The organism is Pseudoduganella sp. jia 12 (assembly GCF_055502675.1).
The window spans coordinates 233085-258052 of sequence record NZ_JBUXKP010000004.1 but is presented as its reverse complement, the minus strand read 5'-3'; the positions used below and the strand labels follow the sequence as shown (position 1 = coordinate 258052).

Annotated in this window: 24 protein-coding genes and 1 pseudogene; 15 read left to right on the top strand and 10 right to left on the bottom strand. The window is 64.6% G+C overall.

From position 1 onward, the window contains the following. Positions 1 to 70 precede the first annotated feature (70 nt). The 7 genes from ACY65G_RS10395 to recA form a co-directional block, all read right to left on the bottom strand. A complete protein-coding gene (locus tag ACY65G_RS10395; protein ID WP_464997281.1) occupies positions 71 to 568 on the bottom strand; it encodes a pilin in 498 nt (165 codons plus the stop codon). 195 nt (positions 569 to 763) lie between these two features. After that, positions 764 to 1354, bottom strand: a complete 591-nt coding sequence (locus ACY65G_RS10390; protein WP_464997280.1) for an FHA domain-containing protein — start codon at positions 1352 to 1354, stop codon at positions 764 to 766. An 86-nt stretch (positions 1355 to 1440) separates the two neighbouring features. Continuing rightward, positions 1441 to 2322, bottom strand: coding sequence for a succinate--CoA ligase subunit alpha (sucD, locus tag ACY65G_RS10385; protein WP_281608903.1), 882 nt, complete (start codon positions 2320 to 2322; stop codon positions 1441 to 1443). A 13-nt stretch (positions 2323 to 2335) separates the two neighbouring features. Beyond that, positions 2336 to 3505, bottom strand: coding sequence for an ADP-forming succinate--CoA ligase subunit beta (sucC, locus tag ACY65G_RS10380; RefSeq protein ID WP_464997279.1), 1170 nt, complete (start codon positions 3503 to 3505; stop codon positions 2336 to 2338). 55 nt (positions 3506 to 3560) lie between these two features. After that, on the bottom strand, positions 3561 to 3815 hold the full coding sequence (locus ACY65G_RS10375) for a hypothetical protein (RefSeq protein ID WP_464997278.1): 255 nt from the start codon (positions 3813 to 3815) through the stop codon (positions 3561 to 3563). A 683-nt stretch (positions 3816 to 4498) separates the two neighbouring features. After that, positions 4499 to 4969 carry a recombination regulator RecX gene (gene recX, locus ACY65G_RS10370; protein WP_464997277.1) on the bottom strand — a complete coding sequence of 157 codons (471 nt, stop codon included), beginning with the start codon at positions 4967 to 4969 and terminating at the stop codon, positions 4499 to 4501. A 161-nt stretch (positions 4970 to 5130) separates the two neighbouring features. Next, complete coding sequence (recA, locus tag ACY65G_RS10365) at positions 5131 to 6201, bottom strand: recombinase RecA (RefSeq protein WP_130187383.1); 1071 nt, start codon at positions 6199 to 6201, stop codon at positions 5131 to 5133. Positions 6202 to 6394: 193 nt separating this feature from the next. Between recA and ACY65G_RS10360 the strand changes: the two genes are divergently transcribed. From ACY65G_RS10360 to ACY65G_RS10325, 8 genes and pseudogenes are all read left to right on the top strand, one after another. Next, positions 6395 to 7087 carry a response regulator gene (locus ACY65G_RS10360; RefSeq protein ID WP_464997276.1) on the top strand — a complete coding sequence of 231 codons (693 nt, stop codon included), beginning with the start codon at positions 6395 to 6397 and terminating at the stop codon, positions 7085 to 7087. Beyond that, a complete protein-coding gene (locus ACY65G_RS10355) occupies positions 7084 to 8598 on the top strand; it encodes a sensor histidine kinase N-terminal domain-containing protein (RefSeq protein WP_464997275.1) in 1515 nt (504 codons plus the stop codon). Before ACY65G_RS10360 ends, ACY65G_RS10355 begins: the two co-directional genes overlap by 4 nt. A gap of 24 nt (positions 8599 to 8622) precedes the next feature. After that, positions 8623 to 8868 (top strand): DUF4212 domain-containing protein, encoded by a 246-nt coding sequence (locus ACY65G_RS10350; RefSeq protein WP_464997274.1) that lies wholly within the window; start codon positions 8623 to 8625, stop codon positions 8866 to 8868. Further along, complete coding sequence (locus ACY65G_RS10345; protein WP_464997273.1) at positions 8865 to 10916, top strand: sodium:solute symporter family protein; 2052 nt, start codon at positions 8865 to 8867, stop codon at positions 10914 to 10916. Before ACY65G_RS10350 ends, ACY65G_RS10345 begins: the two co-directional genes overlap by 4 nt. A gap of 179 nt (positions 10917 to 11095) precedes the next feature. Further along, a pseudogene (locus tag ACY65G_RS10340) lies at positions 11096 to 11389 on the top strand (alpha/beta hydrolase family protein); the annotation flags it as partial. A 78-nt stretch (positions 11390 to 11467) separates the two neighbouring features. Further along, positions 11468 to 13501, top strand: coding sequence for a S9 family peptidase (locus ACY65G_RS10335; protein WP_464997272.1), 2034 nt, complete (start codon positions 11468 to 11470; stop codon positions 13499 to 13501). Between the two features lie 97 nt (positions 13502 to 13598). Further along, a complete protein-coding gene (locus ACY65G_RS10330) occupies positions 13599 to 14156 on the top strand; it encodes a hypothetical protein (RefSeq protein ID WP_464997271.1) in 558 nt (185 codons plus the stop codon). Positions 14157 to 14383: 227 nt separating this feature from the next. Further along, a complete protein-coding gene (locus ACY65G_RS10325; protein ID WP_464997270.1) occupies positions 14384 to 15607 on the top strand; it encodes a 6-phosphofructokinase in 1224 nt (407 codons plus the stop codon). 138 nt (positions 15608 to 15745) lie between these two features. Here the strand turns inward: ACY65G_RS10325 and purM are convergent, their stop codons facing one another. Beyond that, entirely contained in the window at positions 15746 to 16789 is a 1044-nt protein-coding gene (purM, locus tag ACY65G_RS10320) for a phosphoribosylformylglycinamidine cyclo-ligase (protein ID WP_464997269.1), read from the bottom strand. Positions 16790 to 17047: 258 nt separating this feature from the next. On the opposite strand from purM, the gene hda reads away from it, so the two are divergent. The 6 genes from hda (at position 17048) to panB (ending at position 21713) form a co-directional block, all read left to right on the top strand. After that, on the top strand, positions 17048 to 17713 hold the full coding sequence (gene hda / locus ACY65G_RS10315; protein ID WP_464997268.1) for a DnaA regulatory inactivator Hda: 666 nt from the start codon (positions 17048 to 17050) through the stop codon (positions 17711 to 17713). An 18-nt stretch (positions 17714 to 17731) separates the two neighbouring features. Beyond that, on the top strand, positions 17732 to 18400 hold the full coding sequence (locus ACY65G_RS10310; RefSeq protein WP_464997267.1) for a histidinol-phosphatase: 669 nt from the start codon (positions 17732 to 17734) through the stop codon (positions 18398 to 18400). Further along, on the top strand, positions 18393 to 19907 hold the full coding sequence (gene pcnB / locus ACY65G_RS10305) for a polynucleotide adenylyltransferase PcnB (protein ID WP_464997266.1): 1515 nt from the start codon (positions 18393 to 18395) through the stop codon (positions 19905 to 19907). The genes ACY65G_RS10310 and pcnB overlap by 8 nt, the downstream gene beginning before the upstream one ends. Then, positions 19907 to 20389, top strand: coding sequence for a 2-amino-4-hydroxy-6-hydroxymethyldihydropteridine diphosphokinase (gene folK, locus ACY65G_RS10300; protein ID WP_464997265.1), 483 nt, complete (start codon positions 19907 to 19909; stop codon positions 20387 to 20389). The genes pcnB and folK overlap by 1 nt, the downstream gene beginning before the upstream one ends. 3 nt (positions 20390 to 20392) lie before the next feature. Continuing rightward, complete coding sequence (locus tag ACY65G_RS10295) at positions 20393 to 20740, top strand: DMT family protein (protein WP_130187372.1); 348 nt, start codon at positions 20393 to 20395, stop codon at positions 20738 to 20740. A gap of 112 nt (positions 20741 to 20852) precedes the next feature. Continuing rightward, complete coding sequence (gene panB, locus ACY65G_RS10290) at positions 20853 to 21713, top strand: 3-methyl-2-oxobutanoate hydroxymethyltransferase (RefSeq protein WP_464997264.1); 861 nt, start codon at positions 20853 to 20855, stop codon at positions 21711 to 21713. A 104-nt stretch (positions 21714 to 21817) separates the two neighbouring features. On the opposite strand, the gene ACY65G_RS10285 is transcribed toward panB, so the two are convergent. After that, the gene (locus ACY65G_RS10285; RefSeq protein ID WP_464997263.1) at positions 21818 to 22759 is read right to left on the bottom strand and encodes a zinc-binding dehydrogenase; all 942 of its coding nucleotides are present in this window, start codon (positions 22757 to 22759) and stop codon (positions 21818 to 21820) included. A gap of 92 nt (positions 22760 to 22851) precedes the next feature. Between ACY65G_RS10285 and ACY65G_RS10280 the strand changes: the two genes are divergently transcribed. Then, complete coding sequence (locus ACY65G_RS10280; RefSeq protein WP_464997262.1) at positions 22852 to 23301, top strand: MarR family winged helix-turn-helix transcriptional regulator; 450 nt, start codon at positions 22852 to 22854, stop codon at positions 23299 to 23301. A gap of 60 nt (positions 23302 to 23361) precedes the next feature. Here ACY65G_RS10280 and ACY65G_RS10275 read toward each other — a convergent pair whose 3' ends face one another. Further along, a complete protein-coding gene (locus ACY65G_RS10275) occupies positions 23362 to 24849 on the bottom strand; it encodes an aldehyde dehydrogenase (RefSeq protein ID WP_464997261.1) in 1488 nt (495 codons plus the stop codon). Positions 24850 to 24968: the final 119 nt, after the last annotated feature.

Below are 24968 nucleotides of genomic sequence, written 5' to 3'. Positions count from 1 at the left end.
GACGATACTGTCGGACATAAAAAAACCGGGCTGGAAAGCCCGGTTTTTTGACATCTGGGAGTGCGGCGGATCAGTTTGTCGTAGGTGTCGTAGCAGCAGCAATATTGTTCTTGGTGATCAAGCCCTGCGCCGCAGTGTTCGTGATGTTTTCGCCGTAGGTGTTATTCCAGGTCACGGCGCTACCGCCGGCATCCGGAGCGTCCGGGGTCATGATGATCGTGCCATTGGCGCCGGTACCGATATTCTGCGTCGTCAGGGTGATCACGCCGCTGCCGGTGATCGTTGCGCCCGACACTTCCTTGGTCGGCGTGAAGGCTGGCAGGGATGGACCGTTGGCAGCATTGTCCGTGTTGCAGACCGTTGCATCGTTACCGTTTTCCTGGATGCACAGGCCAACAGCGGTCTTCAGCGGACCGGCCGATGCCAGCGCATTGCCGACCTTGGCCTTGATCGTGTAGTCCGTATAAGCGGGAATCGCGACGGCCGCCAGGATACCGATAATGGCGACAACGATCATCAGTTCGATCAGGGTGAAACCGGCTTGGGCTTTCTGGTTCATGGATTTCATGGTGTTGCTCCTTCAGGTAGAAACGAAACGGGTTGGGATGGTTTATGTAGAGCAATCACCGTGCCAGCCCGGTTTGATCTATTTCCAAGGCGAAAAACGTCATTTATGATAGTTCCAGGTGGAAATAGTGACAAAATCCGTCACTTCCATGTTCGTAGATTGTCAGCTGCGGGATTCGTCACCTGACGAATTTTGTCAGCCGAGCCTGAATGCCATGCGTGTGCCCGAAAGATCCAGCACGTCGCCATCGGCCAGCGGGTGCGGCAGTTTCCCCAGCGGCGCCTCGTTCAACAAGGGAATCCGGTCGCCATCGGCGTGGACGGCGGCATAGCCGGCTTCGGTCCGGGTGATGACGACGACCTGCACACCGGCACGGCCGAGGCTGGTCTGTGGCTTGTTCAGTTCCAGCGCCCGGCCGGCATTGCTGCCGTTCAGGACTTCGATGCGGGCAGGTGGCAATACCAGTGGCACGGCGGGAATGCCGCTGATCGGCCGGATGCCATCGGCCACGAATTCGACGCGGTACTTCGCCAACTTGATCGTGTCGCCATGCTGCAAATGATGTTTACCCACGCGGTGGCCATTGACGAAGGTGCCGTTCGTCGAATACAGGTCTTCCAGGAACGAATCGTCGAGGATCGTCGTGATCGCCGCGTGTTCGCCGCTCACGGTCTGGTGTTCGAGCACGATGTCGTTATGAGGGTGGCGGCCGATCGTCATGCGCTCCTTTGTCAGCTGCACGGTTTTTTCCAGCACGCCATCGCGGGAAATCAGGATCTTCGCCAACGCATCGCCTCCAGACGGGTTCACCAAAACAAACGGGGGCCGAAGCCCCCGTCATTATTCCGCAAAAGCGGAGCACATTGCTGTTATTACAGCATGGCCTTCAGCAGCTTGGCCATCTCGGACGGGTTCTTCGTCACGGTGATGCCGCACTCTTCCATGATTGCCAGCTTGGCTTCGGCGGTATCGGCACCGCCGGAGATCAGCGCGCCGGCGTGGCCCATGCGCTTGCCCGGAGGAGCGGTGACACCGGCGATGAAGCCGACGACCGGCTTCTTCATGTTGTCCTTGATCCAGCGCGCCGCGTTGGCTTCGTCAGGACCGCCGATTTCGCCGATCATGATGACCGCGTCGGTGTCCGGATCTTCGTTGAACATGCGCATCACGTCGATGTGCTTCAGGCCGTTGATCGGGTCACCGCCGATGCCGACTGCCGACGACTGGCCCAGGCCCAGCGCGGTCAGCTGGCCAACGGCTTCGTACGTCAGCGTGCCAGAACGGGACACCACGCCGATACGGCCTTTCTTGTGGATGTGGCCCGGCATGATGCCGATCTTGATTTCGTCAGGCGTGATCAGGCCAGGGCAGTTCGGGCCCAGCAGCAGGGTCTTCGAACCGGCTTTGGCCATGCGATCCTTGATTTCCATCATGTCGCGGACAGGAATGCCTTCGGTGATGCAAATCGCCAGTTCCAGCTCGGCTTCCACAGCTTCCCAGATCGCGGCGGCGGCGCCTGCCGGCGGCACGTAGATCACGGAAACGGTTGCACCGGTTTCCGAAGCCGCTTCCTTGACGGTTGCGTAGATTGGAATGCCTTCGAAATCTTCGCCGGCTTTCTTCGGGTTCACGCCTGCCACGAAGGCTTCACGGCCGTTCGCGTAGTCGCGGCAACCGCGGGTGTGGAACTGGCCGGTCTTGCCGGTGATGCCCTGGGTGATGACTTTGGTGTCTTTATTGATCAGAATAGACATGTTGGTTCCTTAATTAAGCTTGACCGGCAGCAGCGGCAACGACGCTCTTCGCTGCGTCTTCCATGGTGTCGGCGGCGATGATCGGCAGGCCGGAGTCGGCCAGCATCTTCTTGCCCAGGTCTTCGTTGGTGCCCTTCATGCGGACGACCAGCGGTACCTGCAGGGAAACGGCTTTCGATGCGGTGATCACGCCTTCGGCGATCACGTCGCAACGCATGATGCCGCCGAAGATGTTCACCAGGATTGCCTTCAGGCCCGGGTTCTTCAGCATGATCTTGAATGCTTCGGTCACTTTCTCGGCCGTTGCACCACCGCCCACGTCCAGGAAGTTGGCCGGCTCGCCGCCGAACAGCTTGATCGTGTCCATCGTGGCCATGGCCAGGCCGGCGCCGTTCACCAGGCAGCCGATATTGCCGTCCAGGGAGATGTAGGCCAGGTCGAATTTCGATGCTTCGACTTCGGCTGGATCTTCTTCGTCCAGGTCGCGGTAGGCGACGATTTCCGGGTGGCGGAACAGCGCGTTGGAGTCGAAGTTGAACTTCGCGTCCAGGGCGATCACTTTGCCTTCGCCGGTCAGGATCAGCGGGTTGATTTCAGCCAGCGATGCATCGGTTTCCCAGTAGGCTTTGTACAGGCCTTGCAGGTTGGCGCGCGCGTCGGCAACCGACGCATCCGGCACGCCGATCTTGCGGGCGACGTCGTCGGCATCCGCATCGGTCAGGCCCACGGCCGGGTCGATGATCACGTTGTGGATCTTTTCCGGGTGCGATTCGGCCACTTCTTCAATGTCCATGCCGCCTTCGGAGGAAGCCATCAGCACCACGCGCTGCGAAACGCGGTCGGTCACCAGCGAGATGTACAGTTCCTTCTTGATGTCGGCGCCTTCTTCGATCAGCAGGCGGCGCACTTTCTGGCCGTTCGCGTCGGTCTGGTGGGTTACCAGCTGCATGCCCAGGATCTGGTCGGCATATTCCTTGACCTGTTCCAGCGACTTGGCAACCTTCACGCCGCCGCCTTTGCCACGGCCACCGGCGTGGATCTGCGCCTTGACCACCCATACCGAGCCGCCCAGGGTCTCGGCAGCTTTCACTGCTTCGTCCACGGACAGGCACGGAATGCCGCGCGGAACCGTCACTCCGAACTTCCGGAGGATTTCTTTGCCTTGATACTCATGGATCTTCATGCTGGCTTCCCTTCTGATGCTGAATTTGAAATGGGGTTTAAATGTTGCTGCTACTTCAGTCGTGCGGCACCTGGCTGATGACGGAACGAACCGCCCAGCGTGGGTCGATACCGGCCAATTGGCGCGTCATCCGGGGGGACAGCGTGACAGTTGTCGGGTTGGTACGATTTCTGTGCGGGTGCGTGGCGCTGGCGGCAACCGATATCGTGGAAGCCAGCAGGATGTCGTTGGACTTGATGTCGGCAAGATGCGTGTGCAAATTCCGTTGTGCATCGCGGGGCGCGAACGCCTGGATGTTCATGGCGCGCATGGGGGACAGCGCACGCGTGAAAGGATTTGACAGAGACATAACACCGATGCCGCTCGCGCGGCCTAATTAGTAAGCAGCCATGTACTGATTCGTACGTTGCCGCAGCTTCTACGGACAACCACCGCACCCGCGGTGCTGCATAAAACTACAAAAGTGTAGCACACCGATCAGGCACTGGATAGCAACGTGATCGTACAACTTTGGGCTCGCAAGGGGCGCCACGCCGGAGCGCCAGGGAGGAAAACCGGCAACAGACATCGATTGTTTGGAAACATTGCCTGAAAAATGGGGCGTAGCTGGGGTTTCAAGGAGCACAGCTCCTTGCCAGCGTAGCGGTACTGCCATGCTTGGCTGTACTCCTTCCGTAGCTGGGGTTTCAAGGAGCACAGCTCCTTGCCAGCGTAGCGGTACTGCCATGCTTGGCTGTACTCCTTCCGTAGCCGGGGTTTCAAGGAGCACAGCTCCTCGCCAGCGTAGCGGTGCAGCCATGCATGGCTGTACTCCTCCCGTCCCATTTTTGTTGCCTGAAAAATGGGGGCGTAGCTGGGGTTTCAAGGAGCACAGCTCCTTGCCAGCGTAGCGGTACTGCCATGCTTGGCTGTACTCCTCTCGTCCCCATTTTTCAGGCAACAAAAAAGCAGCCCGAAGGCTGCTCTAAGCGGCGTGAATAAGCCGCGTGAATATCAGATATTCCCAAACTCGTCATCCGGGTCGTAGCCTTTCATCGCGGCGCGCACGGCCTTCTGGGAAAAGCCCCGGCCGATCAGGAAGCGCATCTGCTTGGCGCGGCCTTCGGCATCCTCGGCGACCTTGCCGTGGTACTTGCGGCGCCACACGTCGCAGCAGCGCGCCACTTCGTCTTCGACGAGCCCCGCCTTCAGTTCCTGCAGTGCCTCGCCCTTCACGCCGTGGCTTTGCAGTTCGGCCAGGATGCGGCTGTTGCCGTAGCGCGCGGAGCGGCGATGGATGAGGGATTCGGAAAAACGCTCTTCCGACAGCCACTTGTTCTTTTCCAGCCAGTCGAGCAGCGCGTTGATGTCTTCGCCCTCTTCCGCGTGGCGCGCCAGCTTGCGGGCCAGCTCGAGGCGGCTGTGCTCGCGGGTGGACAGCAGGCGCAGGGCACGGGCTTTCAGGCTGGGAGGAGGAGCGCGCATCGGGGGTGATCGATCAGTGGAAACAGGAAAGCGGACAGTATAAAAAAACATCGCCACCGCCGCAAAGCGGCCGGTGGCGATGAAGAGCTTCTACAAAGCCCAGGATCAATTGGCGGGCGGTGACGCCCGGGCTGGAGAACGGAGTCTCCAGCCGGCCATCATCAGTCGACGGCCTTCAGCTTCGGTGCCGGTGCATCGCCTTCGGCCGGCGGCAGTTCGCGCACGCCCAGCGAAGTGCGGACCTTGTTCTCGATCTCGCGGGCCAGTGCCGGACGTTCGCGCAGGAACGTGCGGGCATTGTCCTTGCCCTGGCCGATGCGCTCGCCACCGTAGCTGTACCACGAACCGGACTTCTCGACGATCTTTGCTTCCACGCCCAGGTCGATGATCTCGCCTTCGCGGGAGGTGCCTTCGCCATACAGGATGTCGAAGTGGGCTTCCTTGAACGGCGGTGCGATCTTGTTCTTGACGACCTTGACCTTCGTTTCGTTACCGATCACCTCGTCGCCGGACTTGATCGAGCCGGTACGGCGGATATCCAGGCGCACGGAGGCGTAGAACTTCAGCGCGTTACCGCCCGTGGTGGTTTCCGGCGAGCCGAACATCACACCGATCTTCATGCGGATCTGGTTGATGAAGATGACCAGCGTGTTGGTGCGGTTGATCGTGCCGGTCAGCTTGCGCAGCGCCTGGGACATCAGGCGGGCCTGCAGGCCCGGCAGCGAGTCGCCCATGTCGCCTTCGATCTCGGCGCGCGGCGTCAGCGCCGCCACGGAGTCGATGACGATCATGTCGACGGAACCGGAGCGCACCAGCGCATCGCAGATTTCCAGCGCCTGTTCACCCGTGTCCGGCTGCGAAATCAGCAGTTCGTGCAGGTTCACGCCCAGCTTTTGCGCATAGGTCACGTCGAGCGCGTGTTCCGCGTCGATGAAGGCGCAGGTGCCGCCGATCTTCTGCATTTCGGCGATCGTTTGCAGCGTCAGCGTGGTTTTACCCGACGATTCCGGACCGTAGATCTCGACCACGCGGCCGCGCGGCAGGCCGCCGACGCCGAGCGCGATGTCCAGGCCCAGCGAGCCGGTGGAGACGGTCTGGACTTCTTCCAGCGGGGCGCTTGCGTCCATCCGCATGACGGAACCCTTGCCGAACTGCTTTTCAATCTGAGCCAGCGCCGCGGCGAGCGCTTTGGCTTTTTCGGAGGCAGGTACTGCCGCTTTCTTGTCGTCCATGATCTCTCTTAACCTTTAACTGTTTAGTGATTCCGAATATTCCTTGTGTACCGGTGCGGCACAAGTAGTACTGTATATGTATCCAGTGGTTTATGCAAGCGCTAAGTGGCACTTCGCAGTGTTTGTACAGTGCTTTTCCAAGGCGCGTCGCACATTGAGTACAATGAAATTGCCTCAATGCCGGAATGCCAACATGCGTATTTTACTAGCCGAAGATGACAGTGTCCTGGCGGACGGACTCACGCGCTCGCTGCGCCAGTCCGGCTATGCCATCGACTGCGTGAAAAACGGGCAGGAAGCCGATACGGCCCTGTCCACGCAGGAATTCGACCTGCTGATCCTGGATCTCGGCCTGCCGAAGCTGCCCGGCCTCGAAGTGCTGCGCCGGCTGCGTTCGCGCGGCTCGCTGCTGCCGGTGCTGATCCTCACGGCGGCCGATTCGGTCGAGCAGCGCGTCACCGGCCTCGACCTGGGCGCCGACGACTACATGGCCAAGCCGTTCGCGCTGTCCGAGCTGGAAGCGCGCGTGCGGGCGCTCACCCGGCGCGGCCAGGGCGGCGGGTCCGCCATCGTCAAGCACGGCCCGCTCACCTATGACCAGGTGGGCCGCAGCGCCTACATCAACGACCAGATGCTCGACCTGTCGGCCCGCGAGCTGGGCCTGCTCGAAGTGCTGCTGGCCCGCACCGGCCGCCTCGTGTCGAAGGAACAGCTGGTGGACCACCTGTGCGAATGGGGCGAGGAAGTCTCCAACAACGCCATCGAAGTCTACGTGCACCGCCTGCGCAAGAAGATCGAGGTGGGCGGCGTGCGCATCGCCACCGTGCGCGGCCTCGGCTACTGTCTCGAGAAATTCTCCAGCGCCGCCGCGGCCGAGCCCAAGTGAATTCGCCGGCGGACCGGTCCGAAGCGGCGTGGAGCCCTGCCCTCGAGGAAGAAGAAGAAATCCAGCATTCGCTGTTCGGCGAGATCCTCGACTGGATGCTGGCCCCGCTGCTGCTGCTGTGGCCGATGAGCATCGCCATCACCTACCTGGTGGCCAAGTCGATCGCCAACCAGCCGTTCGACCACGCGCTGGAAGACGCCGTCACCGTGCTGTCGCAACAGGTGCGCGAAGTGAACGGCACGGCGGAACATCGCCTGCCCGGCGCCGCGCGCGACATCCTGCGCGCCGACGACGTCGACAGCGTCTACTTCCAGATCCTCGGTCCGCAAGGCCGCCATCTCGACGGCGACCGCGACCTGCCCCGCCCCGATCCGCAGCCCGAGGACGACATCGTGCGCCCCGGCGCCGTCAGTTTCCGCAACGCCAACCTGCACGGCACGCCCATCCGCCTGGCCTATGCCTATGTCAACCTGGAAGAGCACAGGGAACGGCCGCCCCGCCTGGTGCTGGTGCAGGTGGCGGAAACGCTGGAAAAGCGCGCCCGGCTCGCCAACGAGATCATCAAGGGCGTGATCCTGCCCCAGTTCATCATCCTGCCGGTGGTGCTGGCGCTCGTGTGGTTCGCCCTGTCGCGCGGGCTGCTGCCGCTGGCCGAACTGCAGGAGCGCATCCGTGCGCGCCCGATCGACGACCTGTCGCCCATCGCGCCGAACCAGGTGCCGGAAGAGATCACGCCGCTGGTGCGCTCGCTGAACGACATGCTGGCGCGGCTGTCGCAATCGATCGAGATGCAGAAGCGCTTCATCGCCGACGCGGCGCACCAGATGAAGACGCCGCTGGCCGGCATGCGCATGCAGTCGGAACTGGCGCTGCGCCAGACGGACCAGCACGAGATCCACCGCTCGCTCGAGCAGCTGGCGAAGAGCTCCGAGGCCGCCACCCGCCTCGTCAACCAGCTGCTGGCCCTGGCGCGGGCGGAAAACCAGCCGCAGTCCGGCAGCGCCTTCGCATCGCTCGACCTGGCCGACGTGGCGCGCAACACCGTGCGCGACTGGGTACCGGCCTCGTTCAACTACCGCATCGATCTCGGCTACGAAGGGCCGGATGCGCCGGTCCCCATCGACGGCAACGCCGTGATGCTGCGCGAGCTGCTGTCGAACCTCGTCGACAATGCGCTGCGCTACACGCCGCAGGGCGGCAGCGTGACGGTGCGCCTGCGCGGCGGCGAAGCGCCCGTCCTCGAAGTGGAGGACACCGGCCCCGGCATTCCGCCGGCCGAGCGGCTGCACGTGTTCGAGCGCTTCTACCGGATCCTGGGCAGCAGCGCCGAGGGCAGCGGCCTGGGGCTGGCGATCGTGCGCGAAATCGCCCAGCAGCACGGTGCCGAGGTCGACATCTTCAGCAATCCGCATGCCACGAACCCGAAATATCCCGGCTGTCTGTTCCGGCTGACATTCCCCGCGCGGCCCGCGGCGGCGGTCGACGAACAGGATGCACCGCACTATGGCTGACCACAATCATGGCTGACGACAATCATGGCTGACCACGAGGCCTACTGGCGCAGCACGCGGCGCCTCGCCGCGATCCTGCTGCTGGCCTGGATCGCCACCGGCTTCCTCGCCGTGTTCTTCGCCCGCGAACTGGCGAACCTGACGATCTTCGGCTGGCCGCTGTCGTTCTACCTGGCGGCGCAAGGCTCGTCGCTGGTCTACCTCGCCATCATCGGCATCCACGCCTGGCGCATGCGCCGGCTGGACCGCCAGTACCAGGAGCGCGATTGAAACACACCTACAAGCAGCGCCTGTCGCGCTACTACCTCGTCTTCACGGCGTGCTTTGCCGCGTTCCTGCTGTCGCTGGCCGTGCTGGAAAGCGAAGGCATGCCGCGCGTGTGGATCGGCTACATGTTCCTGTTCGCCACCATCGTGCTGTATGCCTCGATCGGGCTGGTGTCGCGCACGTCGAACGTCGCCGAATATTATGTGGCGGGCCGGCGCGTGCCGGCCGTGTTCAACGGCATGGCCACGGCGGCCGACTGGATCTCGGCCGCCAGCTTCATCAGCCTCGCGGGCACGCTGTACCTGAACGGCTTCGACGGGCTGGCCTTCGTGATGGGCTGGACCGGCGGCTACTGCCTCGTGGCGCTGCTGATCGCGCCCTACCTGCGCAAGTTCGGCCAGTACACGATCCCCGACTTCCTCGCCGAACGCTATGGCGGGCCGGCCAACGGCCGCGCCGTGCGGCTGTGCGCGGTGGCAGCCACGATCCTCGTGTCGTTTACCTACGTGGTGGCGCAGATCTATGCGGTCGGCCTGATCGCCTCGCGCTTCACGGGCGTCGATTTCTCCGTCGGGATCTTCCTCGGTCTCGCCAGCATCCTCGTCAGCTCTTTCCTGGGCGGCATGCGCGCGATCACGTGGACGCAGGTGGCGCAATACATCATCATCGTCGTCGCGTTCCTGATCCCGGCCATGTGGCTGTCCGCGAAGCACAGCGGCAACCCGATCCCGCAAGTGGCCTATGGCAAGCTGCTGCCGCAACTGTCGGCACGCGAAGCGGCGCTGGCGGACGACCCCGGGGAAACCGCCGTGCGCGACGTGTTCCGCGAACGCGCCGCGCAATACCAACGGCGCCTGGACGGCCTGCCCACGTCGTGGGAAACGGGCCGCGCCGAGCTGCAGCACTACCTGGACAACGTACGGCTGCGCAATGCCTCGCTGCTGGAGATCCGGGCCGCCGAACGCGCGCTGATCGCCTACCCGAAGAATGTCGACGATGCGGTGGCCACGTGGCGTGCCGCGCGCGACGACAACCTGCGGCGCGCGCGGCCCATCACGCCGCACGCGGTGCCGTTCCCCGGCGCCACCGAGGAACAGTCGGACATCAAGCGCCGCAACTTCATCGCGCTGGCGTTCTGCCTGATGCTGGGCACCGCCGCGCTGCCGCACATCCTGATGCGTTCCTACACCACGCCGTCGGTCCACGAAACCCGTGTCTCGGTGTTCTGGACGCTGTTCTTCGTCCTGCTGATCTACCTGACGATTCCCGCGCTGGCGGTGCTCGTGAAGTACGACGTCTACAGCGCGCTGGTCGGCAGCCATTTCTCCGACCTGCCCACATGGGTGTCGTACTGGGCCAGCGTGGACCGGGCCAATCCGCTGATCAGCATCACCGACATCAACGGCGACGGCATCGTGCAGCTCGCCGAGATCGCGATCGATGGCGACGTGCTGGTGCTGGCCACGCCGGAAATCGCCGGCCTGCCCTACGTGATCTCCGGCCTGGTGGCGGCCGGCGGACTGGCCGCCGCGCTGTCGACGGCGGACGGCCTGCTGCTGGCGATCTCGAATGCGCTGTCGCACGATGTGTACTACAAGATCGTCGACCCGAAGGCGTCCACGCAAAAGCGCGTGACGATCTCGAAGCTGATCCTGCTCGGCGTGGCGTTCGTGGCCGCGTATTCGGCCTCGTCGAAGCCGGGCGACATCCTGTCGCTCGTCGGCGCGGCGTTCTCGCTGGCCGCATCGACACTGTTCCCCGTGCTGGTGATGGGTGTGTTCTGGCGCCGCGCCAACCACTGGGGCGCGCTGGCCGGCATGGTCACCGGCTTTTTCATCTGCCAGTTCTACATGGTGCGCACCAACCCCACGCTGGGCGGCAGCGCGGCGGCGCAATGGTTCGACATCGCCCCCATCTCGGCCGCCGTGTTCGGCGTGCCGGCCGGGCTGGCGGCACTGATCCTGGTCAGCCTGATGACACCCCCGCCAGGGCCCCGGCAGGCTGCCCTGGTGCGCCATATCCGCGCTCCCGAGATTATCAATATCAAATAAATACCGATCGTGTGACATTTGGTGAGAAAGCAGGGCGCCCAGGATTCCGATATCGCCTACGTGCGCAGCGTGCAGCGTGCTGGCGATCGAACTGCTGCGCCTGGACACGCGCACCGGCCGCACCACCGAAGTGTCCGATCCGGGCCACGTGCTGCACTGGGTGCTCGATGCGCGCGGCGCTGATCGGCGACCTGGAAAAGGATGCCGCGCAATTGATGGCCACGTCGCCCGTCGAACAGGCGGCCAGGCTGCGCCAGCCGCTGCTGCTGGCCCACGGCAGCGCGGACCGGCGCGTGCCGCGCGCCCATGGCGTGCGCTTCCGCGATGCGGTCGGCGCCACCAACAAGCAGGTCGAGTGGGTGGAGTACGAAGACGAAGGGCATGGCTGGACGCTGCCGAAAAACCGTTTCGATTTCTGGACGCGCGTGGAAAAGTTCCTCGACCGCCACATCGGACAGGGTGTCAAGAAATAGCCCTGCGGGTGACATTCCGATAGAAATCAACCGGGGCCGCCATGATAAGTTGGCGGTCTTGCCAACTTCGTCACGATCATGTCCCTGCGTATCCGCATTTCCCCGTTGTGTTCCCTGTTATTACTGGCCGCCTGCCTGGCCGGCGCCGCCCACGCGGCCCCTGCAACTTCCGCAACGGCATCCTCACCGCCGCCGGCGGCCGACTTCTTCGGCCCCTCCTCGTTCGGCGGCGCGCAGCTGTCGCCGAATGGCCAGTACGTGGCCGCCAAGGTACCCGGCCAGAGCGGGCGCGACCGGCTTGTCGTGGTGGAGCTGGCCACGTCGAAGGCCCAGGCAGTGGCCGAATTCTCGGATGCCGACGTGGGCAACTTCCAGTGGGTCAATGACGGGCGGCTGCTGTTCGACAGCACCGACAAGGACGTGGGCCAGGGCGACATCAATGCCGCGCCGGGCTTGTTCGCGGTGGACCGCGACGGCAAGGACTTCCGCCAGCTGGCGCAGCGGCGTGCCAATTTCATCACAACACCGGCCGCGGCGCGGCTGCTGCCCTGGCACACCTACATGCTGTCGCAACGGGGCGCGCAGGATTCGGATACCGTCTACGTGCGCAGCCTGAGCGTGGAACCGGGCGGCAGCGTGCGCTCCGAGCAGCTGCTGCGGCTCGATACCCGCACCGGGCGCAGCACGGGCGTGCCGATGCCGGGCAGCGTGCAGCACTGGGTACTCGATGCGCGCGGCGAGCCGCGCATGGCCACCACGCGGGAGGACGGCAAGAACACGATCTGGCTCCGCGAAGTTGACAATATGCGTGAAAAATGGCGCGCCATCACCACGTTCGACGCGTGGATATCCGACGCGGACGGCTTCACGCCGCTGGACTTCGATGTCGACGGCCGCCTCTACGTGGTGGCCCGCCACGGCGGCGACAAGGCCGCCATCCACACGTTCGACCTGGCGGCCGGCAAGGTCGATCCGGTGCCCCGCTTTTCCATCCAGCGCTACGATTTCTCGGGCCACCTGATCCGCAGCGGCGACAAACTGGTCGGCGTGCGCTACCTGGGCGACACGTACGCCACCGAGTGGCTCGATCCCGCCATGAAGGCGCTGCAGGAAAAGGTGGATGCGCAGCTGCCCGGCCTGGTGAACCTGATCTCGCTGCCGCGCCGCCCCGAGTCGCCGTTCGTGCTGGTGACCACCTATTCGGACATGCAGCCGCGCACCTACTTCGTCTACAACCGCGACACCGGCAAGCTGAACCTGCTCGGCCAGTCGCAGCCGAAGCTCGACGCCACGAAAATGGGCCGGCAGCAGCTCGTCACCTACCCGGCACGCGACGGCATGGAGATTCCCGCCCTGCTGACGCTGCCGCATGGCGCGAAGGCCGCGGACAAGCTGCCGATGGTGGTGCTGGTGCACGGCGGGCCATGGGTACGGGGCGCCGTCTGGGGCTGGTCCGCCGATGCGCAGTTCCTTGCCTCGCGCGGGTATGCGGTGCTGGAGCCGGATTTCCGCGGCAGCACCGGCCATGGCGTGAAGCACCTGACGGCCGGCTTCAAGCAATGGGGCCGCGCCATGCAGGACGACGTGGCCGACGGCACCCGCTGGGCCATCGAACAGGGCGTGGCCGATCCGCAGCGCATCTGCATCGCCGGCGCCAGCTATGGCGGCTATGCCACGCTGATGGGGTTGATCAAGGATCCGGACCTGTACCGCTGCGGCATCAACTGGGTGGGCGTCACCGACATCAAGCTGATGTACGGCGGCAGCTGGTTCCACTCGTCCGACCTGCCGGCGCACTACATCCGCTACGGCATGCCGCGCCTGATCGGCGACCTGGAAACGGAAGCGGACCAGCTGATGGCCGTGTCGCCTGTCGAACAGGCATCCCGGCTGCGCCAGCCGCTGCTGATGGCCTACGGCGGCGCCGACCGCCGCGTGCCGCGCGCGCACGGCACGCGTTTCCGCGATGCGGTCAGCGCCACCAACAAGAACGTCGAGTGGGTCGAATATCCGGAAGAAGGCCATGGCTGGCGGCTGCCGAAGAACCGCATCGATTTCTGGACGCGGGTGGAGAAGTTCCTGGACCGGAATATCGAACCGGCGGCAAGGTAACAGGCCAGAAACGGCGATGTCAACAATGGCGGGCGGGCTGGCGAAGGACTGCAGCACCATCGCCAGGTCCAATGCCATCAACGGAACAGGAAGCGGCATGGGAACCTGGGTACAAGCCATCATCGACCGTGAAACCGCCACGCCGGAGCAGGCGCGCGAACTGGGCGCCGCAATGCTGGCCTGGCTGGTGGACAAGCGCATTATCGAAGACCGGCAGTGCGATGCCGACTTCCGGGGCAACCCCGGCTATCCGGCCGGAAGCGCTTTCCGGCTGGTCTGCAATGGCGAGGGTGCGGACCGCGACGATGACTGCAGCAATCCGTCGATGCGCATGTACCTCGTGATGCAACGCCATTTCCTGTACTGCCCGCATGCCCGTTTTACCACGCTCCCCTGCCCCGCGTGCGACGCGGACGTCGACTGCCAGCCTTACATCGATGCGGGCTTCGCCTGGATGCTCGAGGACGGCCCCGATGCACTGGCCTGCCCCCAATGCGGCACGACGAGCCCGTTGCGCGAATGGGAAGATCCCGAGTCCGGTTTCCTGATGCTGGGCTTCGAGTTCGAGGACTGGCCATCGTTTTCGCCCGGATTCGTGGCCGAGTTCTCGCGCCGGCTGGGGCACCGCGTGACGCATGTCCAAGGCAAGAGGTAGTGCCGGGCAGCCGCGTGAACGGGAACATGCGGAGTCGGGCTTCGTCATGCCGGGATTCGGGTTCTTCGACTGCCCGGAATTTTGCCCGAATTCAGCGTCGCGTTCTTGAAGGGGCTCGGGCACCGCATTATATATTTCAGCGAAAAGCGGTAGCCCGGGATCGGAAATGACAATCGGGCAGCCAGCTGGGCGTATGCTGGCAACTCTCATCCGACAGGAGGCTGGCTATGGGTTCCGGCAAGATTCTGGTGGCACAGGGAGGCGGCCCGACCGCCGTCATCAACCAGTCGCTGGTGGGCGTGGCGCTGGAGGCGCGGCGCTTTCGCGACGTGACACGGGTATATGGCGCGCTGCACGGCGTGCGCGGCATCGTCGACGAGGAGTTCGTCGACCTCACGCAGGAAACCAGCCATAACCTGGAGCTGGTGGCGGCCACGCCCTCGTCGGCTCTCGGCTCCACGCGCGACAAGCCGGATGCGAAATACTGCGCCGAGATCTTCAACGTGCTGCGCGCGCACGAGATCGAACATTTCTTCTACATCGGCGGCAACGATTCGTCGGACACGGTGCGCATCGTCAGCGAACAGGCGCGCGCCGCCGGCTACCCGTTGCGCGCGATCCACATCCCGAAGACCATCGACAACGACCTGGTGGGCAGCGACCACACGCCCGGCTTTCCCTCGGCCGCGCGCTTCGTGGCGCAAGCGTTCGCCGGCGCGAACCTGGACAACGCTTCGCTGCCCGGCGTGTACGTGGGCGTGGTGATGGGCCGCCATGCGGGCTTCCTCACCGCCGCATCGGCGCTGGGCAAGAAGTTCCCCGACGACGGGCCGCACCTGATCTACCTGCCCGAGCGCACCTTCTCCATCGAATCCTTCCTGGCGGACGTGAAGGCCATGTACGAGCGGCATGGCCGCTGCGTGATCGCCGTCTCTGAAGGCATCCATGATGCCAGCGGCGAGCCGATCGCCACGCTGCTGGCCAAGGAAGTGGAGAAGGATGCGCACGGCAACGTGCAGTTGTCCGGCACCGGCGCGCTAGCCGACCTGCTGTGCGACGAGATCCGGGCAAAGCTGGGCATAAAACGCGTGCGCGGCGACACGTTCGGCTACCTGCAACGCTCCTTCATCGGCTGCGTGTCGGACGTGGACCAGCGCGAAGCGCGCGAGGTGGGCGAGAAGGCGGTGCAGTATGCCTTCTGGGGCGAGCGCGACGGCTCGGTGGCGATCCGCCGCACCGGCTTTTACTCGGCCGACTACGCGCTGCTGCCGCTGTCCGACGTGGCCGGTAAAACGCGCACGATGGAGGATGAGTTCATCGCCCCTTCCGGCACCGACGTCACCGATGCCTTCCGCCTGTACCTGCGGCCCTTGCTGGGCTCCGGCATGCCGGATGCGTTCCGGCTGCGCTGCGCGCGCGTGGCGAAGATCCTGAAACCCGAAAACCGGTGACAGACACCCATTATTCCGGAACATCTGTTGCAAAAAAACCGGTGACTGTCACCGGTTTTTCATATGACAAAGCCGGTAGCAGGTACCGGCTTTGATTGTTGCTCGAGCAGCCTGCCGGCGTGCGGCAGGCCGCAAGGCTTAGACGACGATCGTCTGGTGCTCGCCTTCCGCGCGGGCGCGGATCGTGCCGATGCGCGAGACGGTCTCGCCGGCCGCGGTCAGCTGGGCGATCGCCGCGTCCGCGTTCTCGGCGGAGACGATCACGGTCATGCCGATGCCGCAGTTGAACACGCGGTGCATTTCGGCGTCGGCCACGCCGCCGTGTTGCTGCAGCCACTGGAACAGCGGCGGCATCGTCCACGATTTGCCATCGAGTTCGGCCGTCAGGTGATCCTGCAGCACGCGCGGGATGTTTTCCACGAGGCCGCCGCCGGTGATGTGCACCAGGCCCTTCACTTCCATCGATTCCATCAGCGCCAGCAGCGGCTTCACATAGATGCGGGTCGGCGCCATCAGCACGTCGGCCAGTTTGCGGCCGTGGAAGTCGGCTTCCAGGTCCGGCTTGGCCACTTCGATGATCTTGCGCACCAGCGAGTAACCGTTCGAGTGCGCGCCCGACGAGGCCAGGCCCAGCACCACGTCGCCCGGGACGATCTTGGTGCCGTCGATCAGTTTCGACTTTTCCACGGCGCCCACGGCGAAGCCTGCCAGGTCGTATTCGCCGGCCGGGTACATGCTCGGCATTTCGGCCGTTTCACCACCGATCAGCGCGCAGCCGGCCTGTTCGCAGCCTTGGGCGATGCCCTTGATGACGTCGGTCGCGGTCGGCACGTCCAGCTTGCCGCAGGCGAAATAGTCGAGGAAGAACAGCGGCTCGGCGCCCTGCACCAGGATATCATTGACGCTCATGGCCACCAGGTCGATGCCCACCGTGTCATGGCGGTTCAGCTCGAACGCCAGCTTCAGCTTCGTGCCCACGCCATCCGTGCCGGACACCAGCACCGGCTCCTTGTACTTCTTGCTGATTTCGAACAGCGCGCCGAAACCGCCGATGCCGCCCATCACGCCTTCGCGCAGGGTACGCTTGGCGAACGGCTTGATGGCTTCGACTAAGGCGTCGCCCGCGTCGATGTCGACGCCGGCGTCACGATAGGACAGGGATACGTTGGAAGGTTGGCTCATGGTGTATTTCGCGGCGGAGGCGGTAAAATAGAAGAGGATTGCTGCATTTTTGCCAGCAAGTCCGCTATTTTAGCAAAACAGCCCCGCCAAATCCCCATATTTCGCCTCCATGTCCCCAGCCCAGACCGCACGACGAGCACAAACGGTATCCGGGGCGGCAGCATGGCCCGAACCGTTTACGGCAATGCACTTTTATATAATGCGCATTGTGATGAGCGAAAACGATATTGAAATGACCAGCAATCCGGGGCGGCAGCCATGAAACAGCTGGTGCTGGACCTCGGGGCCGAGCCGGTCCACACGCTCGAATCGTTCGAGGTGGGCCGCAATGCCGAGGTGGCGGCGCTGATGCGCCAGTTCGCCGGCCGCAGCTCGCGCGAACACTTTGCCTACCTGTGGGGCGAGATGGGCGCCGGCAAGACCCACCTGCTGAAAGCCCTGGCATGCACGGACCGGGCGCGCTACATTTCCCCGTTCTCGATCGAGTCCGAATTCGTATATTCCCCCGACGTGGACCTGTACCTGCTCGACGACTGCGAAAAGCTCTCGCCGGTGGCGCAGATCGATGCGTTCGCGCTGTTCAACGAGATCCGCGCCAACGGTGCCTGGATGGTGTGCAGCGGCGCCGTGGCGCCGGCCGTGCTGCCGGTGCGCGAGGACTTGCGCACGCGGATGGGCTGGGGCCTGATCTACCAGTTGCACGGCCTGTCCGACGACGAGAAGGTGGCGGCGCTGTCCCAGGCCGCGGCGAGCCGCGGTTTGACCTTGTCGCCCGGCGTGTTACCCTATTTATTGTCCCATTTCAGGCGCGACATGCGCTCGCTGTCCTCGATGCTGGACTCGCTCGACCAATATTCCCTGGAAACCCAACGCCCGATCACCCTGCCGCTGCTGCGCGAGTGGCTGCAGGCGGCAAAAGACTGAAGCGAATTGACAACCTCCATGAACCTGGCCCTGTTCGACCTCGACCACACCCTGCTGCCCATCGATTCCGACTATGAATGGGGGCAGTTCCTGTGCCGCCAGGGTGCCGTCGATGCCGCCGCCTTCGCGCGCCGCAACGACCAATTCTTTGCCCAGTACCAGGCCGGCACGCTGGACCCGGTGGAATACCTGGAGTTCGCCCTCGGCACGCTGGCCACCTTCGAACCCGAGCACCTGGCCGCGCTGCAGCAGCAGTTCATGGCCGAAGTGATCGAACCCAATATCACGCCCGCGGCGCGCGCCCTGCTGCAACGGCACCTGGATGCCGGCGACATGGTGGCCATCGTCACCGCGACGAACCACTTCGTCACCGCGCCGATCGCGAAGGCATTCGGCGTGGACCACCTGATCGCGGCGATGCCGGAAATCGTGGATGGCCGCATCACCGGCCGGCTGGGCGGCAAGCCAACGCAGGGCGAAGGCAAGATCCTGCATACGAAGGCATGGCTGGAACAGATGGGGAAAACCCTCGAGCACTTCGACAACGTGTACTTCTACAGCGACTCGCACAACGACCTGCCGCTGCTGTCGATCGTCTCGCATCCGGTCGCCACCAATCCGAATGCCGTCCTGACCCGCCATGCCAACGAGCGGGGCTGGGCTTTACTCCAACTATTCAATGATTAAGAAATTCATCCGCAAGATCCTGGGCGTCAAGGACGCCCCCACCAGCAACGAACCCGAAATCCTGGGCCCGGAGCAGCATGGCATCGACCCGAAACTGGTGTCGTCGAACGCAATCCGCGTGACATCCTCCCTGCAGGAAGCAGGCTTCGAAGCATTCGTGGTGGGTGGCGCGGTGCGCGACCTGCTGCTGGGCGTGAAGCCGAAGGATTTCGACATCGCCACCAATGCCACGCCCGAGCAGGTCAAGAAGCTGTTCCGCCGCGCGTTCATCATCGGTCGCCGCTTCCAGATCGTGCACGTGATGTTCGGCCAGGACCTGCTGGAAGTGACCACGTTCCGCGGCACGGCCACCGACAACGCACCGAAGGACGAACACGGCCGCGTGCTGCGCGATAACACGTTCGGCAGCCAGGCCGAGGATGCGGAACGCCGAGACTTCACCATCAACGCCATGTACTACAACCCGGCAAGCCAGCAGGTGCTGGATTACCATGGCGGCATGCGCGACATGCGCGCGAAGCTGCTGCGCATCATCGGCCAGCCGGAAACGCGCTACCGCGAAGATCCGGTGCGCATGCTGCGCGTGGTGCGCTTCGCCGCCAAGCTGAAGTTCGACATCGAGCCCACGACGGCCGCGCCGATCGCCGTGATGGCGCCGCTGATCAACAACGTGCCGGCCGCCCGCGTGTTCGACGAGATGCTCAAGCTGCTAATGAGCGGCAGCGCCCTCGCCTGCCTGCTCCAGTTGCGCAAGGCCGGCCTGCACCATGGCCTGCTGCCGCTGCTGGACGTGGTGCTCGAGCAGCCGCTGGGCTTCAAGTTCGTGACGCTGGCGCTGGAAGCCACCGACAAGCGCATCGCTTCGGGCAAGACCGTATCGCCGGGATTCCTGTTCGCCTCGCTGCTGTGGCACCAGGTGCTGGAAAAGTGGAATGCCTACCAGGCCTCCGGCGAATTCCCGATCCCCGCGCTGCACCTGGCGGCGGACGAGGTGCTCGAATCGCAGACCGAGAAGCTGGCGCTGCAGCGCAAGATCGGTTCGGACATGCGCGACATCTGGGCCATGCAGCCGCGCTTCGAGCGCCGCAACGGCAAGAATCCGTACAAGCTGCTGGAACACGTGCGCTTCCGCGCCGGCTACGATTTCCTGCTGCTGCGCTGCGCTTCCGGCGAGACCGAGCAGGAACTGGGCGACTGGTGGAGCGCGTTCTACGAAGCCGACGAAACGGTCCGCGCCGAGATGGTGACCGCCATTTCCAGCGGCGCGGGCGCCAAGCGCAAGCGGCCGCCGCGCCGCGGCGCGCGCCATGACGAAACCGGCGAATCTTCAGGCGAATTGTCAGGCGAATCCGCGGGCGACGACGAGTTCGATGGCGAGGAACTGCATGCGGAAGGCGACGACGTCGCCATGCCGGAACCGGCGAAACGCCGCCGCCGCGGCCCGCGCCGCAAGCGCAGCGGCGAAGGCGGTCCGGATACCGCACCAACCACGCCAACCGTCGACTGATGGAAGCGTTCGTCGGCATCGGCGCCAACCTCGGCGACGCGCGCGCCAACGCGCTCGATGCCATCGCGCGCCTGCGGCGCGTGCCCGGCATCGCGGTAACCGGCGTTTCAAGCCTGTACCGCACGGCGCCGGTCGATTCGTCCGGCGACGACTACATCAACGCGGTTGCCCGCATCGACACCACGCTCGATGCGCAGGCGCTGCTGCAGGCATTGTTCGCGATCGAGCAGGAACACGGCCGCGAGCGCCCCTACCGCAACGCGCCACGCACGCTCGACCTCGACCTGCTGCTGTATGGCGCGGACATCATCGCCACGCCCACGCTGGCGGTGCCCCACCCGCGCATGACGCAGCGCGCGTTCGTGCTGGCGCCGCTGCTGGAGATCGCCCCGGATATCGCCGTGCCGGGCCTCGGCGCCGCGGCATCGTTCGCGCCGGGCGTGGCGGACCAGCGCATCGAACGCATCGACTCCATCGGATAACGCATGCAGATCCCTGTCATCGTGCAGACCGTTGGCCTTCTGACCCTGTCCAACGTGTTCATGACGGTGGCCTGGTATGGCCACCTGAAGAATTTCTCCACCAAAGCCTGGTATGTGGCGGCATTCGCCAGCTGGGGCATCGCGCTGTTCGAATACCTGCTGCAGGTGCCGGCCAACCGGATCGGCTACACGCAATACAGCCTGGCGCAGCTGAAGATCATGCAGGAAGTGATCACGCTTGTCGTGTTCGTGCCGTTCGCGATGATCTACATGAACCAGCCGTTCAAGACCGATTTCATCTGGGCGGGGCTGTGCCTCGTCGGAGCGGTGTACTTCATCTTCCGTTCCTGAAGCGCTGGCTGGCCAGCGGCAATTCTGCACGGTCGTGCGGCGGGGTTTAGAATACGCGCCGTAACGATTTTATTAGAGGACTTCCATGTCTGGTTATCTGCAGGGTAGTGATATGTCCGGCGCCACACAAGGCGTTGCAAAAGCGGCGAGTGGCACGCCGGCACCGGCAAAAGCGGTGGCGAGCAAGGCCGTCACGATTCCTTCGCTGAACGCGCTGCGCGCGGCCGGCGAAAAGATCTCCATGCTGACGTGCTACGACGCCAGCTTTGCCGCGCTGATGGACAAGAGCGGCGTTGAAATCCTGCTGATCGGCGATTCGCTGGGCATGGTGTGCAACGGCCACTCGTCCACGCTGCCCGTCACCGTGCAGGAGGTGGCCTACCACACGGCCGCCGTGGCGCGCGGCGCCAGGTCCGCGATGATCATGGCCGACCTGCCGTTCGGCAGCTACGGCACGCCGGAACAGGCGCTGGCCAGCTGCGTGCAGCTGATGCAGGCCGGCGCCCACATCGTCAAGATCGAAGGGGCCGGCTGGCTGGCGGACACGGTGCGCTTCCTCGTCGAGCGCGGCGTGCCCGTGTGCGCCCACATCGGGCTCACGCCGCAATTCGTCCACCAGCTGGGCGGCTACAAGGTGCAGGGCAAGACCGTGGAAAGCGCCGACGCATTGAAGGCCGATGCGCTGAAGCTGCAGGCCGCCGGCGCCTCGATCGTGCTGCTCGAAGCGGTCCCCTCCACCGTCGGCAAGGCGGTCACCGAAGCGCTGTCGATCCCCACGATCGGCATCGGCGCCGGCCCCGACTGCTCGGGCCAGGTGCTCGTCATGCACGACCTGCTGGGCGTCTTCCCCGGCCGCAAGGCCCGCTTCGTGCGCAACTTCATGGATGGCCAGCCCACCATCGAGGCGGCATTTACCGCCTACGTCGCCGCCGTCAAGGACGGCAGCTTCCCCGCCATCGAGCACTGCTTCTAAGCAAAACTGGGGACAGACCCCTGTTTTGAGGAATTTCGTTGATTTTCAGGAATTTCCTTGGAACAGGACGGTCCGGCGATCCGGTACGTCCCCTTTTTTTGCCTTCATGGGGTGAATACGACGCGGGCGCCGTCCGGGGCGGGCGCTGACCAGGCCTGCTCCACGTCGCTAAGCGGCCTGGCCTGCGCGTCGATGCGGAACGTACCGCTGGCGATCTCCCTTGCCAGCGCGGGCAGTTCGCCGAGGATCGCGCGATCCGATACCGAGCCCATCCCGCTCCCCACGATCTCGACATTCGCGGCGCGCAGCAGTGCCCCTGGAATCGGCGCCACATCGCCGGCCATCGAGCCGACGTGTATCCATGTGAAGGGCGCGCTGCGATCGCTGCGCTGCCGGATGACCGCCTCCATGCTGCGCACGGCAGCCTCGCCCCAGAGGAAATCGAGCACGACATCCACTTCGCCCGCGAGAGCGCCCAGCCTCGCATCGCCCAGGGTCACCGTCTCGGTGGCGCCGAGTTCGCGCAACCTGGCGAGCTTGCGCTCGTCGCGCCCTGCCGCGATCACCTGCACGGCGCCGAGGTGCCGCGCGACCTGCACCGCCATGCTTCCCGAACTTCCCGTGGCCCCGAGCACGAGCACGTTCTGCACCGCCTGGAACGGCACGCGGCAACGCAGCGCCAGCCAGGACGCCATCGCCGGATTCATCGCCGCGGCCAGCGCGACCGGATCGCTGTCGCCCGGCAATTCGATACTGCGCCGTAGTTCGATGACGGTCCTGTCGGCCATCGTGCCGAGCTGCTCGGGAGCCTGGACGAAGTAACGCAGCTTACCATCCGCACCGCGCCCGACCCCGTCGACGCCGGCGACGAGCGGCGGCCGGCCCGTGCTCGAATAATGTGCCCCCGCAGCACGCCCGCGGGTAATGTGATGCAGGCCGGCGGCCAGCACGTCCACCAGCATTTCCCCCTGCATTTCGGGCACGGGCTCGCCGATGTCGGTATAGCGCGGCGGTTTCTCGAACGATGTGATGACGGCAGCTTTCAAGGTGTTCTCCTCAATGGACGATGCGCACAATTAAGTTCGTACTACGATCCATTATTGATACGTAGTGCGAACTATGTCAAGATGCGATCACGATGAAAAAACAAGAATCGACGAACCCTGTCCCCAAGGCCGGCGAAGGCCTGGCCGATGCGCTGGTGCCTGCCGCCTTTGCCACCATGGCCGTGCTCAACAAGATCGGTGCCGAGAACGACCTGTCCCTCACGTTGATGCGCGTACTGGGAATCCTGCGGGACCGGCGCCCGCGAATGGTCGAGCTGGCCGAATACCTGGGACTGGAAAAGCAGACGATGTCGGGGCTCATCGCCCGGGCCGAAAAGCGCGGCCTGGTGGCGCGCGCGCCGAACGTGGAAGATGGCAGGGCGACCGACGTGTTCCTGACCGGCGAAGGGGTCAGGCTGTTCGACCAGCTGCACGGGCAGATGCGGCAGGCGCTGGCACCGCTCACCGAAGGGCTGGGCGCAACGGACCGGCAACTGCTGCAGGACCTGCTCGAGCGCATGCTCGCGTCCCGGCAGCGCTGATGGCCGGCGCCGCACCGGTCGGGCGCCGCACCGTCCGGCGTGCGCCGTGACCGGCCAGGCTTACACCTGGATCCAGGTGGTTTTGAGTTCCGTGTACTTGTCGAACGCGTGCAGCGACTTGTCGCGGCCGTTGCCGGACTGCTTGTAGCCGCCGAAGGGCACCGTAATGTCGTCGTTGTCGTACTGGTTCACGTGCACGGTGCCGGCGCGCAGCGCGCGGGATGTGCGGATGGCCTTCGACAGGTCGGCCGTCCACACGGCCGCGTGCAGGCCGTAGGGCGTGGCGTTGGCCTGCCGCACGGCCTCGTCGAGCGACGTGAAGCTCAGCACGGACAGCACCGGCCCGAAGATTTCCTCGCGGGCGATCGACATGCCGGCATCGACACCGTCGAAGATCGTCGGCGCCACGTAGTAGCCGCCGGTGTCGAGCCGCACGCGTTCGCCGCCGGCCAGCAGCCGCGCACCGGCGGCCTTGCCTTCGCCGATGTACTTCATCACGGTGGCCAGCTGGATGTCGTCGACGATCGCGCCCATCACCGTGTTGCTGTCGAGCGGGTCGCCCGGTGCGAAATCCGGCACCATCGCCAGCGCTTTCTCGATGAAGCGCGCGCGGATCGATTCTTCCACGAACAGCCGCGATGGCGCATTGCAGCTCTCGCCCTGGTTGAAGAAGATCGAGCCGACCGATGCCGCCACCGCCGCATCGAGGTCGGGGCAATCGGCGCAGACGATGTTGGCCGACTTGCCGCCCAGTTCCGTCCACGCCCGCTTCAGGTTCGACTGCCCCGCCATCTGCACGATCTGCTTGCCCACGCGCGTGGACCCTGTGAACGCGATGCAGTCGACATCCATGTGCAGTGCCAGCGCGCTGCCCGCTTCGTTGCCGTAGCCGGGCAGTACATTGAACACGCCGGGCGGAATGCCGGCTTCCAGCGCCAGCTCGGCCAGCCGCAGCGCGCTCAATGGCGATTTTTCCGAGGGTTTGAGCACCACGCTGTTGCCCGCCGCGAGTGCCGGGCCGATCTTCCACGATGCCATCAGCATCGGATAATTCCATGGCACGATCGCGGCGACGACGCCGACCGCCTCGCGCGTGATCAAGGCGAGGCTGTCGCCGGGCGTCGGCGCGATCTCGCCATAAACCTTGTCGATCGCCTCGCCATACCAGCGGATGCAGTTGGCCGCGCCGGCCACGTCCACGGCCAGGCTGTACTTGACCGGCTTGCCCATGTCGAGCGTTTCCAGCAGCGCGAGTTCATCGCGGTGCAGCTCCATCAAATCGGCGAACTTCACGAGGATGCGCTTGCGCTTTGCCGGCGCCAGGCCGGCCCAGCGGCCATCCTCGAACGCCGCGCGCGCATTGGCGACCGCCACTTCCACGTCTTCCGGGCCGCAACGCGCGACGGGCCCGAGCTCCCGGCCATCGACCGGCGAACGGTTGTCGAATTGCGCCCCCGTGCGGGACGGCACACGCTTGCCGTCGTTGAAGGCGCGGCCGTCGATGGACAACGTGCGGGCACGCTCGTGCCAGCTGGCGGAATCGTTCATGGCTGTCTCCTGTGGTGTCTGCCGATTCTACCGCCGGCTTGTCGATTAGGAATTACCTATCGAAACGATAGTTACAATGAATTTCCATAATGGCAGCCCGGCCGATAGCATAAGCCTTT

Coding starts and splice junctions, on each gene's coding strand:
- ACY65G_RS10395 (WP_464997281.1), bottom strand. CDS start 568: ATGAAATCCATGAACCAGAAAGCCCAAGCCGGTTTCACCCTGATCGAA.
- recX (WP_464997277.1), bottom strand. CDS start 4,969: ATGCGCGCTCCTCCTCCCAGCCTGAAAGCCCGTGCCCTGCGCCTGCTG.
- ACY65G_RS10350 (WP_464997274.1), top strand. CDS start 8,623: ATGGCTGACCACGAGGCCTACTGGCGCAGCACGCGGCGCCTCGCCGCG.
- ACY65G_RS10310 (WP_464997267.1), top strand. CDS start 17,732: ATGAACCTGGCCCTGTTCGACCTCGACCACACCCTGCTGCCCATCGAT.
- hda (WP_464997268.1), top strand. CDS start 17,048: ATGAAACAGCTGGTGCTGGACCTCGGGGCCGAGCCGGTCCACACGCTC.
- ACY65G_RS10335 (WP_464997272.1), top strand. CDS start 11,468: ATGTCCCTGCGTATCCGCATTTCCCCGTTGTGTTCCCTGTTATTACTG.
- folK (WP_464997265.1), top strand. CDS start 19,907: ATGGAAGCGTTCGTCGGCATCGGCGCCAACCTCGGCGACGCGCGCGCC.
- ACY65G_RS10280 (WP_464997262.1), top strand. CDS start 22,852: ATGAAAAAACAAGAATCGACGAACCCTGTCCCCAAGGCCGGCGAAGGC.
- ACY65G_RS10330 (WP_464997271.1), top strand. CDS start 13,599: ATGGGAACCTGGGTACAAGCCATCATCGACCGTGAAACCGCCACGCCG.
- purM (WP_464997269.1), bottom strand. CDS start 16,789: ATGAGCCAACCTTCCAACGTATCCCTGTCCTATCGTGACGCCGGCGTC.
- ACY65G_RS10275 (WP_464997261.1), bottom strand. CDS start 24,849: ATGAACGATTCCGCCAGCTGGCACGAGCGTGCCCGCACGTTGTCCATC.
- ACY65G_RS10375 (WP_464997278.1), bottom strand. CDS start 3,815: ATGCGCGCCATGAACATCCAGGCGTTCGCGCCCCGCGATGCACAACGG.
- ACY65G_RS10360 (WP_464997276.1), top strand. CDS start 6,395: ATGCGTATTTTACTAGCCGAAGATGACAGTGTCCTGGCGGACGGACTC.
- pcnB (WP_464997266.1), top strand. CDS start 18,393: ATGATTAAGAAATTCATCCGCAAGATCCTGGGCGTCAAGGACGCCCCC.
- sucC (WP_464997279.1), bottom strand. CDS start 3,505: ATGAAGATCCATGAGTATCAAGGCAAAGAAATCCTCCGGAAGTTCGGA.
- recA (WP_130187383.1), bottom strand. CDS start 6,201: ATGGACGACAAGAAAGCGGCAGTACCTGCCTCCGAAAAAGCCAAAGCG.
- sucD (WP_281608903.1), bottom strand. CDS start 2,322: ATGTCTATTCTGATCAATAAAGACACCAAAGTCATCACCCAGGGCATC.
- panB (WP_464997264.1), top strand. CDS start 20,853: ATGTCCGGCGCCACACAAGGCGTTGCAAAAGCGGCGAGTGGCACGCCG.
- ACY65G_RS10325 (WP_464997270.1), top strand. CDS start 14,384: ATGGGTTCCGGCAAGATTCTGGTGGCACAGGGAGGCGGCCCGACCGCC.
- ACY65G_RS10295 (WP_130187372.1), top strand. CDS start 20,393: ATGCAGATCCCTGTCATCGTGCAGACCGTTGGCCTTCTGACCCTGTCC.